Genomic DNA, 16,601 nt, shown 5'->3' on the forward strand with positions numbered 1-16,601 from the left:
GTTCCATCTCAATTCTTTCCTTAAAATTTCATGCTGATATCGAGGCCCGTGCTGCGGGGCTCACCCAAATCCCGCCACGTTGGTCACGCCGATGCGGGCGCCCAGCAAGCGGATGAGGCGCGACCTGCATATTCTGTACGACCGAACCGAGATCGGCCAGTTCCGTGCCGTCCGCTACCTGGGTCGGCGTGGTAGCCTGCGTCGTTTGCGCAAGCACCGGCGCCTGAATCACTGCCGTCGCCATGAGCAAGGGCATTATCCGCTTCATCCATCCCCTCCTTCCATGGTCCGGGCTCGATCAATTTTATTCTGTTGAGTCGATCGAGTGCTTATGTGGCGGTGGATGTTACGGGTCGTGTCCGCGCCGTGCATCCTCCATAATGATTACGCAAAATTTTGTGAATGGGGGAGAATTTTCTCGGAAAAGCGTAATAATGATGCCGGTATGGCACGAATCAGGCGATTGATCCGCGCATTGCGTTTCATCTGAGTTATAAATAGCTGGATTCTTGAAAGCGTAAATTCGCGCTCAGACGGAGGCTTGGTCGGCATGGCTGCGGGTTTGAAGATCGATGACAGCGCAAGAGGGCATCTCCAGGAAATTGCCAATTCTCCTCAATCCCCGCGGTCGCTGGTCCAGCGTTCGAAGATCATATTGGCGTCGAGCGTTCCGGGCGTGTCGGCTGCGGACATCGCGCAGCGGCATGGCGTGTCGGCGGCAACGGTCCGTCACTGGCAGAAGCAGTTTTCGGAACGCGGACTGGACGGTTTGGCGGACGCGCATCGGATCGGCGCGCCCCGTCAGATCGGCGATGCTGCGCGTTCGACCATTATCGACCTTCATGCCGCCGGCCTCGATACGCGCGAGATAGCTCGGCGCTGCGGCATCAGCCAAAGCTCTGTTTCCCGCATCATACGTCAAATGAAATCGGCTCCGGCCCCTGATCGGGTGGATCCGGACCTGGATTCCCTGGTGTTGGAATTGTTCGAAAGCCTGGCGGATGAAACTCCGCTAGTCCGATTTCTCAAGAAATTTCAACAAGCAACGAAATCCATATATTGCGGCCTGCTGACTTTTTCAAAAAATAAGCTGAAGCCGAGTCTGCTTTTGTCGGACGGTTTGCCGCTTCCGGGTACGGACGATTATATCAATACATATTATGCCAAGGAATTTCTTTGCTCTATTCCAGAAGGCGTAGTGGTTACGGCTAGCGACTTATTATCTGTCGAAGAAATGCGTGAAGAGGATTATTATAAGGAATATCTCAGCCAATATGGTGTCGGCTATATTCTGGGCATCGACGTTGGCACGGTGCGCGGAATTTCCGGAAAATTTCGCATGGTCCGGTTGGAGCAGGATGAAGATTTCGGTCCAAGGGAACGCGCGCTTTGCCAGGCGCTTGTCCCATATCTGCGCGCGGCGCTGAATATCTTCGTGATGCGTGTCGATATGCAGGCGGAAAGGGACGCCCTGTCGGCCACGGTGTCGGGCATGTCCGTGGGCCGCATCCTGGTCGATTCCGACGGCCAGGTGCTGGAGGCTAATCCGCCGGCGCTATCGATATTGGAGCAACGGGACGGCCTGTCCTTGTCGAGGGGCGCGCTGGTCCTGGATGACCCGAGAAAATCCAAGCAGCTTCACGATCTGATCCGGAAAAACGCGGAAGGCGCTTTTGAGCCTGCGGCGCGAGGATCTGCGCGAACCATGATGATCGACCGCCCCTCGGGGCGTGAAAGCATCAGCCTGCTTGTCCGCTCCGGCTCTTCCGGCGGGCAGATGACGATGCGGCAAACCGCGCTTATCCATCTGGTCGACCCGGCGCAGCCCCGTGTTCCCGTGATAGAAGCGCTGATCCAGCTGTTTGACTTGACTCCTGCCGAAGCGAAGGTGGCCCTGTCCCTTTCCAACGGGAATTCGATTGCTGAAACCGCGCAGGCCAGTTCGATCAGCACGAACACGATCAGATCCCATGTCCGTTCCATCTTTGCAAAAATGGGAGTCAACCGTCAGTCGGATCTGATCAGGACCGTCCTGATCAGCGTCGCGATGCTGCCCATGCATGACCAGCCATAAGCCCGATCATGCCGATCTTTCCATGGCTCGCAGAAGGCGGTTGAGGTGAAAATTGGAACTGTACCATGGTTCAGTTTTGTCGTTGACGAAGGCCGGGGATTTGCTATTTTGGCAAAAATAAAGAACAAACAGTTATAGGAGCATTGCCTGTCGCGCTTCATGATAACTGTACTATAAGTCAGTACGAAGCGAACGGCGAAGCGCTGCTGGAATTGGGTTAACACGACCGATTCAAAAGCAGTTCAGGAGAGAAGCAAAAATGACCGGTCTTCCAGAAATTCCTTCACTTCCCCATGTCGGCATCACGCCGATACAGCCGCTGATCGGCGCCGAAATTTCTGGCGTGGATGTCGGTAATGCCAGTGAGGAGGAGCGCCGACTCATCCATGCCGCGCTGCTGCGGTACAAGGTCATTTTCTTTCGCGACCAGAATCTCTCGCGCGCGCAGCATGTCGCCTTCGGTCAGCGTTTCGGCGAGCTTGAAGTCCATCCCCTTTCAGCGCATCCCGATCATCCCGAAATGCTGGTCCTGAAATCCGAGGGTGAAGCGCGGGAGGGCATGCTGGCGCCAGCGGCGGATTATTGGCACACCGATACGACCTTCCGGGAACGGCCGTCGGCTGCGTCCATCCTGCTGGGCTATGCCATTCCACCGCTGGGCGGGGACACTCTGTGGTGCAACATGGTGGCTGTCTATGAGGGGCTGGACGAAGAACTCAAGGCCCGGATCGAAGGGCTGGAAGCATTCCATAACGGGCTTGTATCCTTCGAGCGGCATCTGAATACCCCGGAAAAACAGGCAGCATTTCTGGAACGTTATCCGCCGCAGCTTCATCCTGTCGTCCGCATCCACCCGGAAACCGGGGAAAAGATGCTTTTCGTGAACAGCGGCTTCACCACGCATATCGCCGGAATGGCGGAAGAAGAGAGCAGGGCGCTGCTCGCCCGTCTCTACGATGAAGTGAAACGGCCCGAATATCAGGTTCGATTCCGCTGGCAGCCCGGCTCCATCGCTTTCTGGGATAATCGGTCCACCCAACATTATGGCGTTGCCGACTATCAGGGCTTCCGTCACCTTGAACGTGTGACCGTGGTGGGGGATAAGCCCTTCGGAGCCCCAGCGCGCCACTGAAAGAAAGGGTCGGAACGATGACGGCAATCAATCCGGCGCAGGAAGAGATCGCTATTGCCACGGACTCACTGTCCGCCTGGCTGATGCTTGGCGTTCTATTCCTGGTCCAGATGCTGGTCGTGGGCGGCATAGCCTATGGTTTCGGCCTGCTGGCCAAGCCGATGGCGGCGGAATATGGGCTGTCGCGCGCCGACATGAACATCGGGCTGATGGTGCTGATCGTCGGCATGGGGCTGTTCTCGCCGCTCGTCGGTCGCGCTCTGGACAGATTGCCGGGGCAACTGGTCATCACGGGCGGGGCGCTGCTCTTTTCATTGGGCTGCTTCATCGTTGCGATGGCGCCTTCGCTCCCGGTGATGATCGCCGCCTCTTTCCTGCTCATTGCGTCCGGCGGAGCAGCGCTCGGGCCCCTGCCCGGCTCTACCCTGACGGCGCGCTCCTTCGGCATGGCGCGCGGCCGGGCGCTCGGGATCGTGTCGGTTTCTTCCTCGGTCGGCGGACTGCTGGTCCTGCCGGCCATGGCATGGGTGGTCGAACATGACGGATGGCGAGCGGCTGTCGCGGTCATGGGCCTCGTCGTGCTGCTGGTCGGTTGTGGCCTCGGCTGGCTTGTGCGGGTCCCGAAGAGCGCAAACGGGCAGGGTGCCGGCAGGAACGGCGTCAGCGAATGGACCATCGGCAAAGCCATGGCGACCAAGGATTTCTGGCTGATAGCGCTTGCGATCGGCCTGATGATGTGCGTCGATCAGGCACTGCTCGCCTCGCTGATTTCCTATGGTACCGACCGGGGATTTTCCTTGCAGGCCTCTACCCTTATCGTGTCGCTCATCTCGGGTTTCGCCATTGCCGGGAAACTGGCGATCGGAAGCTTGTCGGACAGGATCGATCCGCGCTGGCTGTTCCTGTTCGTGGCGTCGCTCAATGCCGCCTTCCTGGTCGTGCTGATGCTGCATCCATCCTATCCGATGTTGCTGGGAGCATCCGTGATCGTCGGTTTGGGATTTGGCGGCACAATGCCTTTGTGGGCCGCGTTGATCGCAAATCGGTATGGCATAGCCGCGTTCGGGATCATCATGGGCATGATGACCCCGCTTCAGATGCCGTTCACCATCGGCGGTCTGCGCTATGTGGGCCATGTATATGACAGTGTCGGAAGCTATATTCCGGCATTTGGCGTTTTTCTGGTGCTGGTGGTGATGTCAGGCCTCTTCATCCTGCCGGTGCAAAGGCGGCGAGAAATCGTCTAGGCCGAACAGCTCGTCGAAAATGCGTGCGGATTGCCTGTCCAGGAAATCCCGGCGATGGCCCTTGGGTTGGATCAGCGCCCTTACGGCGAGCGAGGATGTCGCCGAAGACCAGACGATGCCGTCCAACTGATCGGCTTGGCGATAGCCGCGCGCCTGTAACCAGCGAAGGCCATCGACCCCGCGCAACTGCCGTAGCGTCAGAGCCAGTTCAGGCAGTTCGCCGGACCGTATCGCCGCATTGTTCAGCGCGACCATCGCCCCCATCTCCCATCTTTCTTCCTCTTCCTCGGTCAGGACGATGGTGGAAACAAATTCCGCCTGGGGCGTGCGTTCGTTGACCACTGCCTGCACCGCCTGACGTTGAATCGCGCGGAAGGCGTCGACGACGATGTCGTTCTTGGTCGCATAGAAATACGTTGTGGAGGCCAGCGATAGTCCCGCTTCCGCCGCGATCCTCCGATGGGTCAGGCGCTCCAGTCCCTGTGCGCCGATAATCCTGGTCGCTGCCTGGATGATCTGTTCCTTGCCCTTGGGCATCGCCGGGGAATGAGGCGAAAGTGGCAGGTCGTGCTTTGCCGGTACCAACGGCGTCGGCCGGCGGGCGATGCGATCCTGCGTACGCCAGATCACGGCGGAGATAAGCGCATCGCGCCGCGCATCGTCGGTGTCGAGCATGATCAGCGGCAACAGGCCCTGCGCCACCGCGGTCCAGACTTCGGCATCGTCGGCGGGCATGGACAGGGCGGCGAAAAGGGTCCGCCAGAAATGCCTGTCGGCCTCATCGTTCCGTTGCATCCGATCGCCCAGATCGATGTCGCCCCGCACGGCCATCCGGTTCAATTCCTGCAACAGCAGGGCGTGCCGACTCATGTGGCGCACCAGATGGCTGATGGTGGCGGCAATATGCGCCTGGGCAGGCATGAGATGCGCCAAGGGGTCGTCAAGGCTGCTTAACCGTCCCGCACGCCATTCCATCAGGGACTCATCGATCAGTGCGTAAATGGCGGACAACAGGCCGGCCAGCGATTTGAAATGATAGATCACCGCTGACGGCACGATGCCGACCTCTTGAGCAACCGCACGCAGGGTAACGCTTCCCGCGCCTTCATGCAGGGCAATGCGCATGGCGCTTTCAACGATGCTGCGCTGGATGTCCTGACCCGGAATTTTGGTGGGCATGTTCGTTCCCTAAGCTTTGGAAGGCTCTAGAGGACTGCGCATGGAAATAGGAACTGATTTTGTGTTTCAGGATAATCCGCAAGCGACAGCGACTTCGGGTCGGGCCTTGTTCCACCGATGGTGTGGGGTTATCCTTGGCCCGTGACGCAAAATGTGATGATCGATCTTCGCGATACGCCAGATTGCGTAACCCGTCCCTGGACGGTTCTCGCCGCGATGGACAGTGCGGCGGCATGGATCGAATTGCGCCGCTATGACCTGCCGCGACCCAATGAGATGTGGGAACTGGATGACGCGCCCATCCTGTCGATCACCATGCCCCGGGCCGAGGGAACGGAAGGGGAGATCATGTTCGACAGTGGCGAACGCCGCCGCCATCGCGTGGGCCGCCTGATGTTGCGTCCGGCGGGCATCGCGATGCACTCACGTGGCGATGGCGGGGTACTCGACATTTTGAGGTGCCGTTTCGATCCTGTCCTGTTCGCGGAAGTCACGGGGATATCCGATTGGGATTCGCGCTTGCTCGGCCAATGCGCTGCGTTGAGTTCCGCGCCGATCATGAGTCTGGCCGAAAAGCTGCGCCATGAAATGGTGACGCGCGATTTCGGATCGGATATGGCGGTCGAGGCGCTGGTGCGCCTGTTGCTGGTCGAAATCGGGCGGATGTTCCGTTCCCCCTTGCTGCGATCGCGCGGCCAGGCCAGCCTCGCGCCCTGGCAGATCGCCCGGGTCGAGGATGTGCTCCGCAACAGCGACGGAGCATGGCCGACGACGGAAGAACTGGCGGAACTGTGCGGCATCAGCCGTTCGCATCTGTCGCGCTCCTTCGCCGCGACGACGGGCCGGTCGCTGGCCGATCATGCCGCCGCCATCCGGCTGGAACGGGCGCAGGACATGATCCGTCTGGACAAGCTGCCGATGGGACAGATCGCGGAAACGCTGGGCTTTGCAACGGCCAGCGCCTTCAGCGCCGCCTTCCGCCGCGCCACTGGCTATACCCCCAGCCAGTTCCGGCAGAGCTTGCGCTGAAAACCGCAAGGCCTGAGCCGGAGTCCCCTGCCTCCGGCTCGCCCAATTTTTCGCAAGATGCTCTAGCGACGATAGGCCAGCGTGATGCTGTAGCGGCGCGGCGGCGAATAATAGGCCTCGGTGAAGCCGAAGCTGGTCGACGCGTCATAGCCCGCGGTGATAATCCGGCGGTTGGTGATGTTGTCGACGCCGGCCCGCACTGACAGGCCGCTATCCGCAAAGCGCAGTTCCGCGCTGGCGTTGAGAATGGCGTGGTCGGGCTGGCGCAGCAGGGGCGTGTTTTCCGCATCGACGAAGACTTCGCTCTTATAGGCGACGTCGAGGCGAAGAACGCCCTCCACCGCGTCGCTGAGCGGCGCCTGATAGACCGCGCTGGCGTTGGCGGTGATGTCCGGCGCCTGCTTCAGCTTGCGATTGCTGACATCCGTTGGCACGCCGTTGATGACGGAAACATAGTTCAGATATTTGGCGTCGAGCAGGCCGAGCGCGCTGGTCAACGTGAAGCGCGGCGTCACCCGGAAATTGCCTTCCAGTTCAATGCCCTGGATTCGCGACCGTCCGGCATTCTCGTTCCGCACGACGATGATGCCGGTCGATGGGCTGACCGTCGAGACAAGGATCTGCTGATCCCGATATTCATTGCGGAAGACGGCCAGATTGATCGTCGCGATCCGTCCGAACCCCGCCTTGATTCCTGCTTCATAGGCGGTCAGATGTTCAGGATCATAGGAACCGATTTCCTCCACCGACGTCGGGCGACCGTTGAATCCGCCGGACCGGAAACCCTTTGAGAAGGATGCGTAGGTCATCAGATTGGGCCGCACCTTGTAGGACAGCGAGGCGCGCGGGGTGAAGGCGTCCCAGCTTTTTTCCAATGTATAGCTGGGCGTCCCGGCCAGCAGCGGCTCGCCGGAATAGATGCGCATGGCGGATTGGGAAAACTTCTTCTTTTCCCACGTGTAGCGCGCGCCGAGCTCCAGCGACAGGCCGTCCACAAGTTCGTAATTGCCGTTGGCGAACAATGCCAGATTGTCGGTGCGCTGGCGGTTGCGGAAATCGATGTTGAAGTCGAGCGATGAGGCCGGGATGGCAAGGTCGGGACCGAGGGGGAAAGGGTCCAGTCCCGCCGCGACCAGCGCCGGATAAAGGCCGTCCGCTACAATCAGCCGGGTATTGTCGCGCGTCTTCTCGCGATAGGCGAAGGCGCCGAGCAGCAGCGTGCCGCGCCCGCCCAGGTCGAGCGCCAGTTGCAGCTCCTGGCTGATCTGCCGCGCCTTTTCGTCATGGATGTCGCCGGCATAGTTGATCGCCGCCGACGCGTCACCGTCACGCCCGAACAGCGCGTCGACATAACGATAGGCGGTGATCGACTTCAGCGTGGCGCCGCCCAGATCGGTGCTCAGCGTCAGCGACGTGTTGAAGGCGTCGGTCTGGTCCTTGTTGAGTTCCGGCGAGCTGTCGGTGCGGTCGATGTCGCCGGGCACCGTGCAGCACGGCGCGAGGAAGGTCGATTGCAGCGTCGAGAAGAAGGTCGGCGTGAACGCAATCATGCTGTGCGGCGCGCTGTGCTGGCGCCGGTGAAGCCCGTCGGCCTGGAATATGGCATCCAGCACCTCGCCCTTATAATGCAGCGCCATCTTGCCCGCGACGACATTGCGATTGCCCAGATTGTCGCCCGAGGGGATCTTCTGCCACCCCTCGCCAAACTCGCCGAGCGCCGCGACGCCCAGTGACCAGCGGTCCGATAGCGGCGTTTCCGCATAAACGCGGCCGCGCACCGTATTGAACGAGCCATAGCGCAGGTCGGCTTCGATCTTCTGATCCTGGCCGGGGATCGCGGACACGATGTTGATCGCGCCGCCCACCGTGTTCTTGCCGAACAATGTGCCCTGCGGCCCGCGCAACACCTCGATCCGGTCGATGCCCAGCAATTCGGTCGTGGCGCCGAAGGTGCGCGCAACATAGACGCCGTCGATATAGACGCCGACGGCGGGGTCCGACGTAATGATGAAGTCGTTTTCGCCCACGCCGCGAATGAACGGCGCGATGCCGCCGCTATTGCCGCCCTGTCCCGGCGTGAACTGGATATTGGGAGCGATCTGGCTGACCTGCGTTACATTGTCCAGGCCCCGGCTGTTCAGCGAAGAGGCGTCGACCGCGCTGACCGCGATGGGCACGTCCTGCAATCGTTCCTCGCGCCGTCTGGCGGTTACGATGATCTCGCTATCGTCGGAGCGGGCGGTCGGCATGGCTTGTGTCGGGGTCTGCGCCTGCACGATGTGGGGCGCCGCGAGAACGGCAAGCGACGTGACGGCCAATGATAGATGAGACACGGATTTCCTCCCCCTTTTTGGTTTCCGCATGTTTCGCAGGAAGCGCGCCGGCATCCCGATGGTGACGCTCCCTGCTTTTCCCAATATAACGCAATGCTGGCCGCGTGAACCCGGTTTTGGGTTGCCAATCCGGAAACGGCAGAGGCGATTTCGGTCATGGATACGCAAATATTGATATTTATCAGCGTTCCATCGCAGGAATGCGTCAGTTTTTCTGATGTTGTCTGTTGGAAATTCGAAATGGCGGCCTTATCGTCCAACGTCTAATCAGGGGTGGCGACCTCCCTTGTCGCGCTAGAGGAGAGTGATGTGAAGGCCATGATATGCGCCGCGTTCGCGCCCGTCGAAAGCCTGACGCACGGCGATTTCCCGGTTCCCGCAGCCGGCCCCGGCGAAGTGGTGATCGACGTCGTCGCAGCGGGCGTCAACTATCCCGACGTGCTGATCGTCCAGGGCAAATATCAGACGAAGCCGCCGCTTCCCTTCGTTCCCGGCAGCGAGGCCGCAGGATATATCGCCGCCATCGGGGAAGGCGTGGAGGGCTTCGCGATCGGGGACCGGGTCATTGCCTTTACCGGCAGCGGCGCTTTTGCCGAGCAGGTGAAGGCACCCGCGACGCAGGTCTGGACTGTGCCCGAAGGCGTCGATCTGGAGGTCGCGTCGGGAATCGCGATCACCTATGGCACATCCTATCACGCGCTGAAGGACCGTGGCGCGCTGAAGCCGGGCGAGACGCTGCTGGTGCTGGGCGCGGGCGGGGGCGTGGGGCTGACCGCCGTGGAACTGGGCAAGCATTTGGGCGCGCGCGTCATCGCCGCGGCGTCCGGCCCGGAAAAGCTGGCGCTCGCCAAGGCGCAGGGGGCTGACGACCTCATCGACTATGCGCAGGAGGATCTGCGCGAACGGATCAAGGAACTGACCGGCGGCAAGGGCGTGGATGTCGTCTATGACCCGGTCGGCGGCGCGACCAGCATCGTGGGCGTCCGCTCGCTCGCCTGGGGCGGCCGGCATCTGGTCATCGGCTTTGCGGGGGGCGAGATACCGGCCATCCCCGCCAATCTGCTGCTGCTCAAGAGCGCGGCGGCGGTCGGCGTGCTCTGGGGCAATATGGTGCGCGCCGATCCGGTCAACCAGGGCGCCAATATGCGGCAAATCCTCGACTGGCTGGCGCAGGGCGCGCTCAGGCCCGTGATCGACGCCCGCTTCGACCTGTCCGACGCAGTGGCGGCGCTCCAGCATCTCGAAAAACGCAAGGTGAAGGGCAAGGTGCTCCTGACCCGTCACAGCGCATCCTGAACAGGAAATAAAATGTCCGATACAGTCAGTTTTCACGTCCACGGCGCCATCGCCGAAGCGGTCGTCGACAATCCGCCGGTCAACACAACCTCCGCCAGCGTGCGGCAGGGCCTGGCCGAAGCGATCCGCAAGGCGGAGGCCGATCCGGCGATCCGGGCGCTGGTCATCCGTTGCGCGGGCAAGACCTTCATCGCCGGGGCCGACATCAAGGAATTCGGCAAGCCGATCGCGGAGCCGCATCTGCCCACGCTGCTGGAGATGATGGACCGCGCGGCCAAGCCGATCGTCGCGGCCCTCCATGGCACGGTGCTGGGTGGCGGGTTCGAGGTGGCGCTGGCGGCCCATTATCGCATCGCCCTGCCCGATACCCGCTTCGGTTTCCCGGAGGTCAAGCTGGGCGTCGTGCCCGGCGCGGGGGGCACGCAGCGCACGGCGCGGCTCGCAGGGCTGGAAACGACCATCAAGCTGACGACCGAGGGCGGCCAGATCAATGCCGCCAAGGCGCGCGCCAGCGGCCTGATCGACGCCATTGCGGAGGAAGGCGACCTTGCCGCCGCCGCGCTCGCCTATGCGGAGAAGCTGGTGGCGCAGGGCCAGGGACCGCGCAGCGCCGGGTCGCTGCCGATGCCCGCCGATGACCCCGCGCTGTTCGAGGAGGCGCGCAAGACGCTGTCGCGCAAGATGCGCGGGCAGACCGCGCCGCTGAAGATTTTGGATGCGATCCGCCTCGGCTACGAAATGGATTTCGACGCCGCGCTGGTGCAGGAACTGGCCCTGTGCCGGGAGAGCATCGCCGGGCCGCAGTCCAAGGCGCTGCGCCATATGTTCGCCGCCGAACGGGAAGTGGCGCGCATCCCTGGCCTTCCGGCCGACACCGCCACGCGCCCGGTCGACCGGGTGGGCGTCATCGGCCTCGGCGCGATGGGACGCGGCATCGTCATGGCGATGGTCAGCGCTGGCGTGCCTGTGATCGCGGTCGGTCTCGATCAGGGCCATGTCGATGCGGCGATGAAGGCGATCACCAAAATGTGGTCCTCCTCGGTCGCCAAGGGCAGCATGACGCAGGAGGCTATGGACAAGCGGCTGGCGCTGATCACCATCAGCACCGATCCCCGCGACCTCACTGCCGCCAACCTCGTCATAGAGGCGGTGACGGAAAATCTGGACGTCAAGAAGGCGGTGTTCGCGACGCTGGGGCAGGTGACGCGGCCGGGCACGATATTGGCGTCGAACACCAGCTTCCTGAACATCGATACGCTGGCGGACGCGTCGGGACGGCCGGAGGATGTGTGCGGGATGCATTTCTTCAATCCCGCCCATGTCATGCGCCTTCTGGAAAATGTCCGCGCCGCGAAGACCGACCCGGAAGTCGTGGCGACGATCATGGCGCTGGGCAAACGCATCGCCAAGCTGCCAGTGCTGTCGGGCGTGTGCGACGGCTTCATCGTCAACCGGATGCTGTCGAAGCGTTCGCGCGAAGCCTTCTTCCTGGTGGAAGAGGGCGCCAGTCCCGCCGTCGTGGACAAGGTTCTGCTGTCCTACGGTTTCCCGATGGGACCGTTCGCGCTGGGCGATCTGGCGGGTCTGGACGTGCAGGCCGCCGCGCGCAAGGCGCGGGCCGCCACCGCGACGGAGCGGGAACTGCGCGCCGATTTCGTCGAGCAGATGGTCGGCGAAGGGCGGCTGGGGCAGAAGAGCGGGTCGGGCTGGTACAGCTATGATGAAAACCGCAAGGCCAGCCCCAATCCGCAGACCGACGCGATGATCGCCGCCCATGCCGAGCGCCATGGCCTGACGCTGCGCGAGATCGGCAAGGAGGAGATCCAACAGCGGCTGCTCTACGCCATGGTCAATGAGGGCGCGAAGCTGTTGAGCGAAGGCATCGCCCCGCGTCCGCAGGAGATCGACGTGGCGATGGTCAACGGGCTGGGCTGGCCCAGCTATACCGGCGGACCGATGTTCTGGGCCGACCAGATCGGCCTCGACAAGGTGCTGGCGACCATCGAGCGGTTTCGCGCCGAACAGGGCGACGCCTATTGGACGCCCGCGCCGCTGCTGGTCCAATATGCGGCCGAGGGCAGGGGATTTTACGCATGAGCTATGAACCCAATGCGAAGACCGCCGATCTGCTGGCGCGGCTGCGCGCCTTCATGGATCAGCACATCTATCCCAATGAGAAGCGTTATTATGAGGAAGTGGCGACCGGCGACCGCTGGGCGCATGTCACGCTGATTGATGAACTCAAACCGCTGGCGAAGGCGGCGGGCCTGTGGAACCTGTTCCTGCCCGACAGCACCCATGGCGCGGGCCTCAGCAACCTGGAATATGCGCCGCTCTGCGAGGAGATGGGCCGGGTGCACTGGTGCCCCGCCGTGTTCAACTGCGCTGCGCCCGACACCGGCAATATGGAGACGCTGGAACGCTTCGGGACGCAGGAGCATAAGGAACGCTGGCTCAAGCCCCTGCTGGCGGGCGAGATGCGGTCGGCCTTCGCCATGACCGAACCGGCGGTCGCATCCTCCGACGCGACGAACATCGAAAGCTCGATCGTCCGGGATGGCGACGACTATGTCATCAACGGCCGGAAATGGTGGATTTCGGGCATGGGCGAGGCGGATTGCGCGCTCATGATCTTCATGGGCAAGACCGACCCGACCGCGCCCAAGCATCAGCAGCAGTCGATGATCCTGGTGCCGCGCGACACGCCGGGCATCACCGTGCTGCGGCCGATGACCGTCCTTGGCTATGACGACGCGCCGCACGGCCATATGGAAATATTGTTCGAAAATGTGCGCGTTCCCGCGTCTAACATGCTGTTGGGCGAAGGGCGCGGGTTCGAGATCGCGCAAGCGCGACTAGGGCCGGGGCGCATCCATCACTGCATGCGCATGATCGGCATGGCCGAACGCGCGCTGGAGGCGATGTGCCGCCGGGTCAAGTCGCGCGTCGCCTTCGGCAAGCCGCTCGCTGAGCAGGGCGTCATCATCGAACGCATCGCCAACAGCCGCATCATGATCGATCAGGCGCGGCTGCTGACGCTGCACGCCGCGCATCGCATGGACACGGTCGGCAACAAGGTGGCGAAGGCGGAGATCGCGATGATCAAGGTCGCGGCCCCCAACATGGCCTGCCAGGTGATCGACTGGGCGATGCAGGCGCATGGCGCGGCGGGCATCAGCCAGGATTTCTTCCTGGCGAACTATTATGCCCATGCCCGCAAGATCCGCTTCGCCGATGGGCCGGACGAGGTGCACCGGCACCAGCTCGGCCGCCTGGAACTGGCGAAATATGGCTGAGGCACGGGATGTCCATGCACTCGACCTGGCGCGCTTGGCGCCATGGTTGCGGGACCATGTGCCGGGCGCGGACGGCGCGATCGCGGCGGAAAAATTCGCGGGCGGGCAGTCCAATCCGACCTATCTGCTGTCGGTCGACGGCTCACCCCGCTTCGTGCTGCGCCGCAAGCCCGACGGGGTGCTGCTGCCCTCCGCCCATGCGGTCGAGCGCGAATATCGCGTGACCGACGCGCTCAAGGACACGGCGGTGCCGGTGGCCCGTCCGCTGGCGTTGTGCGAGGATAGCGGCATCGTCGGCACGCCCTTCTTCGTGATGGACTATGCGCAGGGGCGCAATTTCTGGGACGCGCGCCTGCCCGAACTGACGGCGGCGGAACGCGGCGCCGTCTATGACGAGATGAACCGGGTGCTCGCCGCGCTCCATGCCATCGATCCGGCCGATGTGGGCCTGTTCGACTATGGACGTCCGGGCAATTATTTCGCCCGGCAGACGGCGCGCTGGACCAAACAGTATCGCGCCACGGAAACGCAGCCCATCGAGGCGATGGAAAGGCTGATCTCGTGGCTGCCCGCCAATGATCCGGGGCTGGAGGCGAGCCGCATCGTCCATGGCGATTATCGCAACGACAATATGATCTTCGCGGCCGACGAACCCCGGATCGTCGCCGTGCTGGACTGGGAATTGTCGACGCTCGGCCACCCGCTGGCCGACCTTGCCCAGCATGTCATGGCGTGGCGCGTGCCCAAGGAGGGCTATCGCGGCCTGTCCGACGCCGACCTGCCCGCGCTCGGCATTCCGGCGGAGGCGGATTATGTGCGCCGCTATGGCGAGCGCAGCGGCGTTGGTGAAATCGATCCCGCCCATTGGCGCTATGCGCTGGTCTTCGCGATGTTCCGCAATGCGGGCATCCGGCAGGGCGTTTATCGCCGCGCCATCGACGGCAACGCGTCGAGCGAGGCGGCGGCGATCCATGGCGCGCGGGCGGGCGAGATTGCGGGGCTTGCATGGCGCATCGCCTGCGGAGAGGAGGATGCACGGCTGTGAAGGAACAGATGATCGACGTCGGCGGCTATCGCCTGCGCGCGGTGGAGCAGGGGGAGGGGCCGGTCGTCCTGATGATCCATGGCTTCCCCGGCCTTGCCTGGTCGTGGCGGCACCAGATGGCACCGCTCGCTGTCGCAGGGTATCGCGCCGTCGCGATCGACAGTTTGGGCTATGGCGGCAGCGACCGCCCGTCCGACCCGGCCGCCTATACCGCCGACCGGATGAATGATTATCTGCTGGCCGTGCTCGACCATTATGGCGCTGATCGGGCGGTGGTCATCGGTCAGGATTTCGGCGCGCAATATGCCTGGAATCTGGCGGTGCGCGCGCCCGAGCGTGTGTCCGCGCTGATCGCCACCATTCCCTATGATTATGACATGGCCGGGCGCGCGATGCTGGGCAGCGCGCCGCGCTTGCCCGCCGATGCGCCTGTTCAGCCCGATTCGGCATCCCCCGATCATCTGCCGACCGAACGGTTCGCGGTCATGGCGCGCGAGCATTTCGTTCATCTCCATTATTTCCAGCATGTCGGCCCCGCAGAGCGCGAACTGGCCGATCGAGCGCCGGAATTTCTGGCCCGGCTGTTCCATGAACTGTCGGCGGAAGGCGATCTCTGGCGCTGGAAGACCGTGCCTTCGGAGGGGAGCGGCTATCTCGATGTCCTGCCGTCCGCGCCGTCCTTGCCCTGGACCTGGCTGAGTGAGGCGGAGTTCGACCGCTTCGTGGCGGGCTACGACCATGCCGATCCGATGCTGCGCTTCATCGGCGGCCTCAACAGCTACCGCACCGCCGACGCCAATTGGCGTATCGGCAAGCAATGGGCCGATTGCGATGTCGAGACGCCCACCCTGTTCCTCTATGGCGCAAACGACCCGTCTTTCGTCTTCTTCCCCGATTGGGAAGAACGGTTGAAGACACGCGTTCCGGGCCTCAGGAAGATCGTCGCCGTGCCCGGCGCGGGCCATTTCGTGCAGCAGGAAACGCCCGAAGCCTTCAATATGGCCGTGCTCGATTTTCTGGCGGAGATGCGGGGGTGAAGGACAGGCTGCGCCTCGCCGGGCATCTGGGCCTCAGCGCCCCGGACCGGCCGCTGCTTGCGCATATCGGGCGGTCGGTCGATCCGCTCGACCAGATCGATGCGCTGGCGGACCATGGTTTCGCGGGCGTGCAAGACTTGTTCCTGAAGCTGCGGCCGCCATCGGAACAGGCGGCGATGGCGGAGCATATGGCGCGGCGCGGCCTGGCCCTGTCGAGTTTCGGCGGCGATCCGATGCACTGGAACCTGCCGCTGTGGAGCGCGGAGGATGAGGCCGGGCGCGATGCGGTGGAGGCGAGCGTCGCGTCAAGCTGCGACTTGGCGGCGCGTTTCGGCGGGACGGGCGCGGTGTGCGTCGCCGGCTTCGATGCCGCTCGACCTCGGAGCGCGCAACTGGCGGCAATGACCGAGAATTTGAAGCGCCATGCCGAAGCGGCCGCGCGCTCTGGGCTGGTGCTGCTGGTCGAACCGATTGCCGAGAGCCGCATCCCCGGGCTTCTCCTCCACAGGTTGGAGGACGGGCTGGACATGGTGCGCGCCGTCGCCATGCCGTCGGTGCGGCTGCTGTTCGACATCGGCCATGTCGCCATGATGGGCCATGATGTTCCTACTGCTCTGACGGCGTCTCGCGACGCGATCGGCCTCATTCAGCTGGCGGACATCCCGGGACGCGTCGATCCGGGCCTGGGACAACTGGACTGCGCGGCGATCCTGCGTCAGATCGCGGCGGAGGGCTATGCGGGACTCGTCGAACTGGAATTTGAGCCGGTGGACCAGACGGCGGAAGGTGAAAAGCGAATGCTTTCACGTCTTGCGGGCATGACCGGCAGCTGACGCATCGAGAATGCAACAAAGCCGGTTGGCAATCATATTCAGCTATGATACCCGATCCACGTAATTGAAAAAAAATAATAATACGCAAACCGCTAATCCG

General features: G+C 62.8%; 12 protein-coding genes. 10 read left to right on the forward strand and 2 right to left on the reverse strand.

Going from position 1 to position 16,601, the window contains the following annotated elements; genetic code table 11:
• The first annotated feature begins 550 nt into the window (after positions 1-550).
• From F7P65_RS17655 to F7P65_RS17665, 3 genes are all read left to right on the forward strand, one after another.
• Complete coding sequence (locus F7P65_RS17655; protein ID WP_150294040.1) at positions 551-2,074, forward strand: helix-turn-helix domain-containing protein; 1,524 nt, start codon at positions 551-553, stop codon at positions 2,072-2,074.
• 259 nt (positions 2,075-2,333) lie between these two features.
• A complete protein-coding gene (locus tag F7P65_RS17660) occupies positions 2,334-3,206 on the forward strand; it encodes a TauD/TfdA dioxygenase family protein (protein WP_150294042.1) in 873 nt (290 codons plus the stop codon).
• Positions 3,207-3,223: 17 nt separating this feature from the next.
• The gene (locus F7P65_RS17665) at positions 3,224-4,453 is read left to right on the forward strand and encodes an MFS transporter (RefSeq protein ID WP_150294044.1); all 1,230 of its coding nucleotides are present in this window, start codon (positions 3,224-3,226) and stop codon (positions 4,451-4,453) included.
• Here F7P65_RS17665 and F7P65_RS17670 read toward each other — a convergent pair.
• Entirely contained in the window at positions 4,406-5,632 is a 1,227-nt protein-coding gene (locus tag F7P65_RS17670; protein ID WP_150294046.1) for a TetR/AcrR family transcriptional regulator, read from the reverse strand. The two genes, F7P65_RS17665 and F7P65_RS17670, sit on opposite strands and share 48 nt — an antisense overlap.
• 156 nt (positions 5,633-5,788) lie before the next feature.
• Between F7P65_RS17670 and F7P65_RS17675 the strand changes: the two genes are divergently transcribed.
• Positions 5,789-6,661, forward strand: a complete 873-nt coding sequence (locus F7P65_RS17675; RefSeq protein ID WP_162854698.1) for a helix-turn-helix transcriptional regulator — start codon at positions 5,789-5,791, stop codon at positions 6,659-6,661.
• A gap of 62 nt (positions 6,662-6,723) precedes the next feature.
• Here F7P65_RS17675 and F7P65_RS17680 read toward each other — a convergent pair whose 3' ends face one another.
• A complete protein-coding gene (locus F7P65_RS17680) occupies positions 6,724-8,994 on the reverse strand; it encodes a TonB-dependent receptor (RefSeq protein WP_240334365.1) in 2,271 nt (756 codons plus the stop codon).
• Positions 8,995-9,312: 318 nt separating this feature from the next.
• On the opposite strand from F7P65_RS17680, the gene F7P65_RS17685 reads away from it, so the two are divergent.
• Genes F7P65_RS17685 through F7P65_RS17710 form a run of 6 tightly spaced genes read left to right on the forward strand, consistent with a single transcriptional unit; the run spans position 9,313 to position 16,501 of the window.
• The gene (locus F7P65_RS17685) at positions 9,313-10,290 is read left to right on the forward strand and encodes an NADPH:quinone oxidoreductase family protein (protein WP_240334377.1); all 978 of its coding nucleotides are present in this window, start codon (positions 9,313-9,315) and stop codon (positions 10,288-10,290) included.
• A 12-nt stretch (positions 10,291-10,302) separates the two neighbouring features.
• Positions 10,303-12,387, forward strand: coding sequence for a 3-hydroxyacyl-CoA dehydrogenase NAD-binding domain-containing protein (locus F7P65_RS17690; RefSeq protein WP_150294053.1), 2,085 nt, complete (start codon positions 10,303-10,305; stop codon positions 12,385-12,387).
• Entirely contained in the window at positions 12,384-13,586 is a 1,203-nt protein-coding gene (locus F7P65_RS17695) for an acyl-CoA dehydrogenase family protein (RefSeq protein WP_150294056.1), read from the forward strand. The genes F7P65_RS17690 and F7P65_RS17695 overlap by 4 nt, the downstream gene beginning before the upstream one ends.
• Positions 13,579-14,631 carry a phosphotransferase family protein gene (locus F7P65_RS17700; protein ID WP_205452149.1) on the forward strand — a complete coding sequence of 351 codons (1,053 nt, stop codon included), beginning with the start codon at positions 13,579-13,581 and terminating at the stop codon, positions 14,629-14,631. Before F7P65_RS17695 ends, F7P65_RS17700 begins: the two co-directional genes overlap by 8 nt.
• A complete protein-coding gene (locus F7P65_RS17705; RefSeq protein WP_240334366.1) occupies positions 14,628-15,668 on the forward strand; it encodes an alpha/beta fold hydrolase in 1,041 nt (346 codons plus the stop codon). The genes F7P65_RS17700 and F7P65_RS17705 overlap by 4 nt, the downstream gene beginning before the upstream one ends.
• Positions 15,665-16,501, forward strand: coding sequence for a sugar phosphate isomerase/epimerase family protein (locus F7P65_RS17710; RefSeq protein WP_150294062.1), 837 nt, complete (start codon positions 15,665-15,667; stop codon positions 16,499-16,501). The genes F7P65_RS17705 and F7P65_RS17710 overlap by 4 nt, the downstream gene beginning before the upstream one ends.
• Positions 16,502-16,601: the final 100 nt, after the last annotated feature.

The sequence above is a fragment of the Sphingobium estronivorans genome (genome assembly GCF_008692605.1).
GTDB classification, from domain to species: domain Bacteria; phylum Pseudomonadota; class Alphaproteobacteria; order Sphingomonadales; family Sphingomonadaceae; genus Sphingobium; species Sphingobium estronivorans.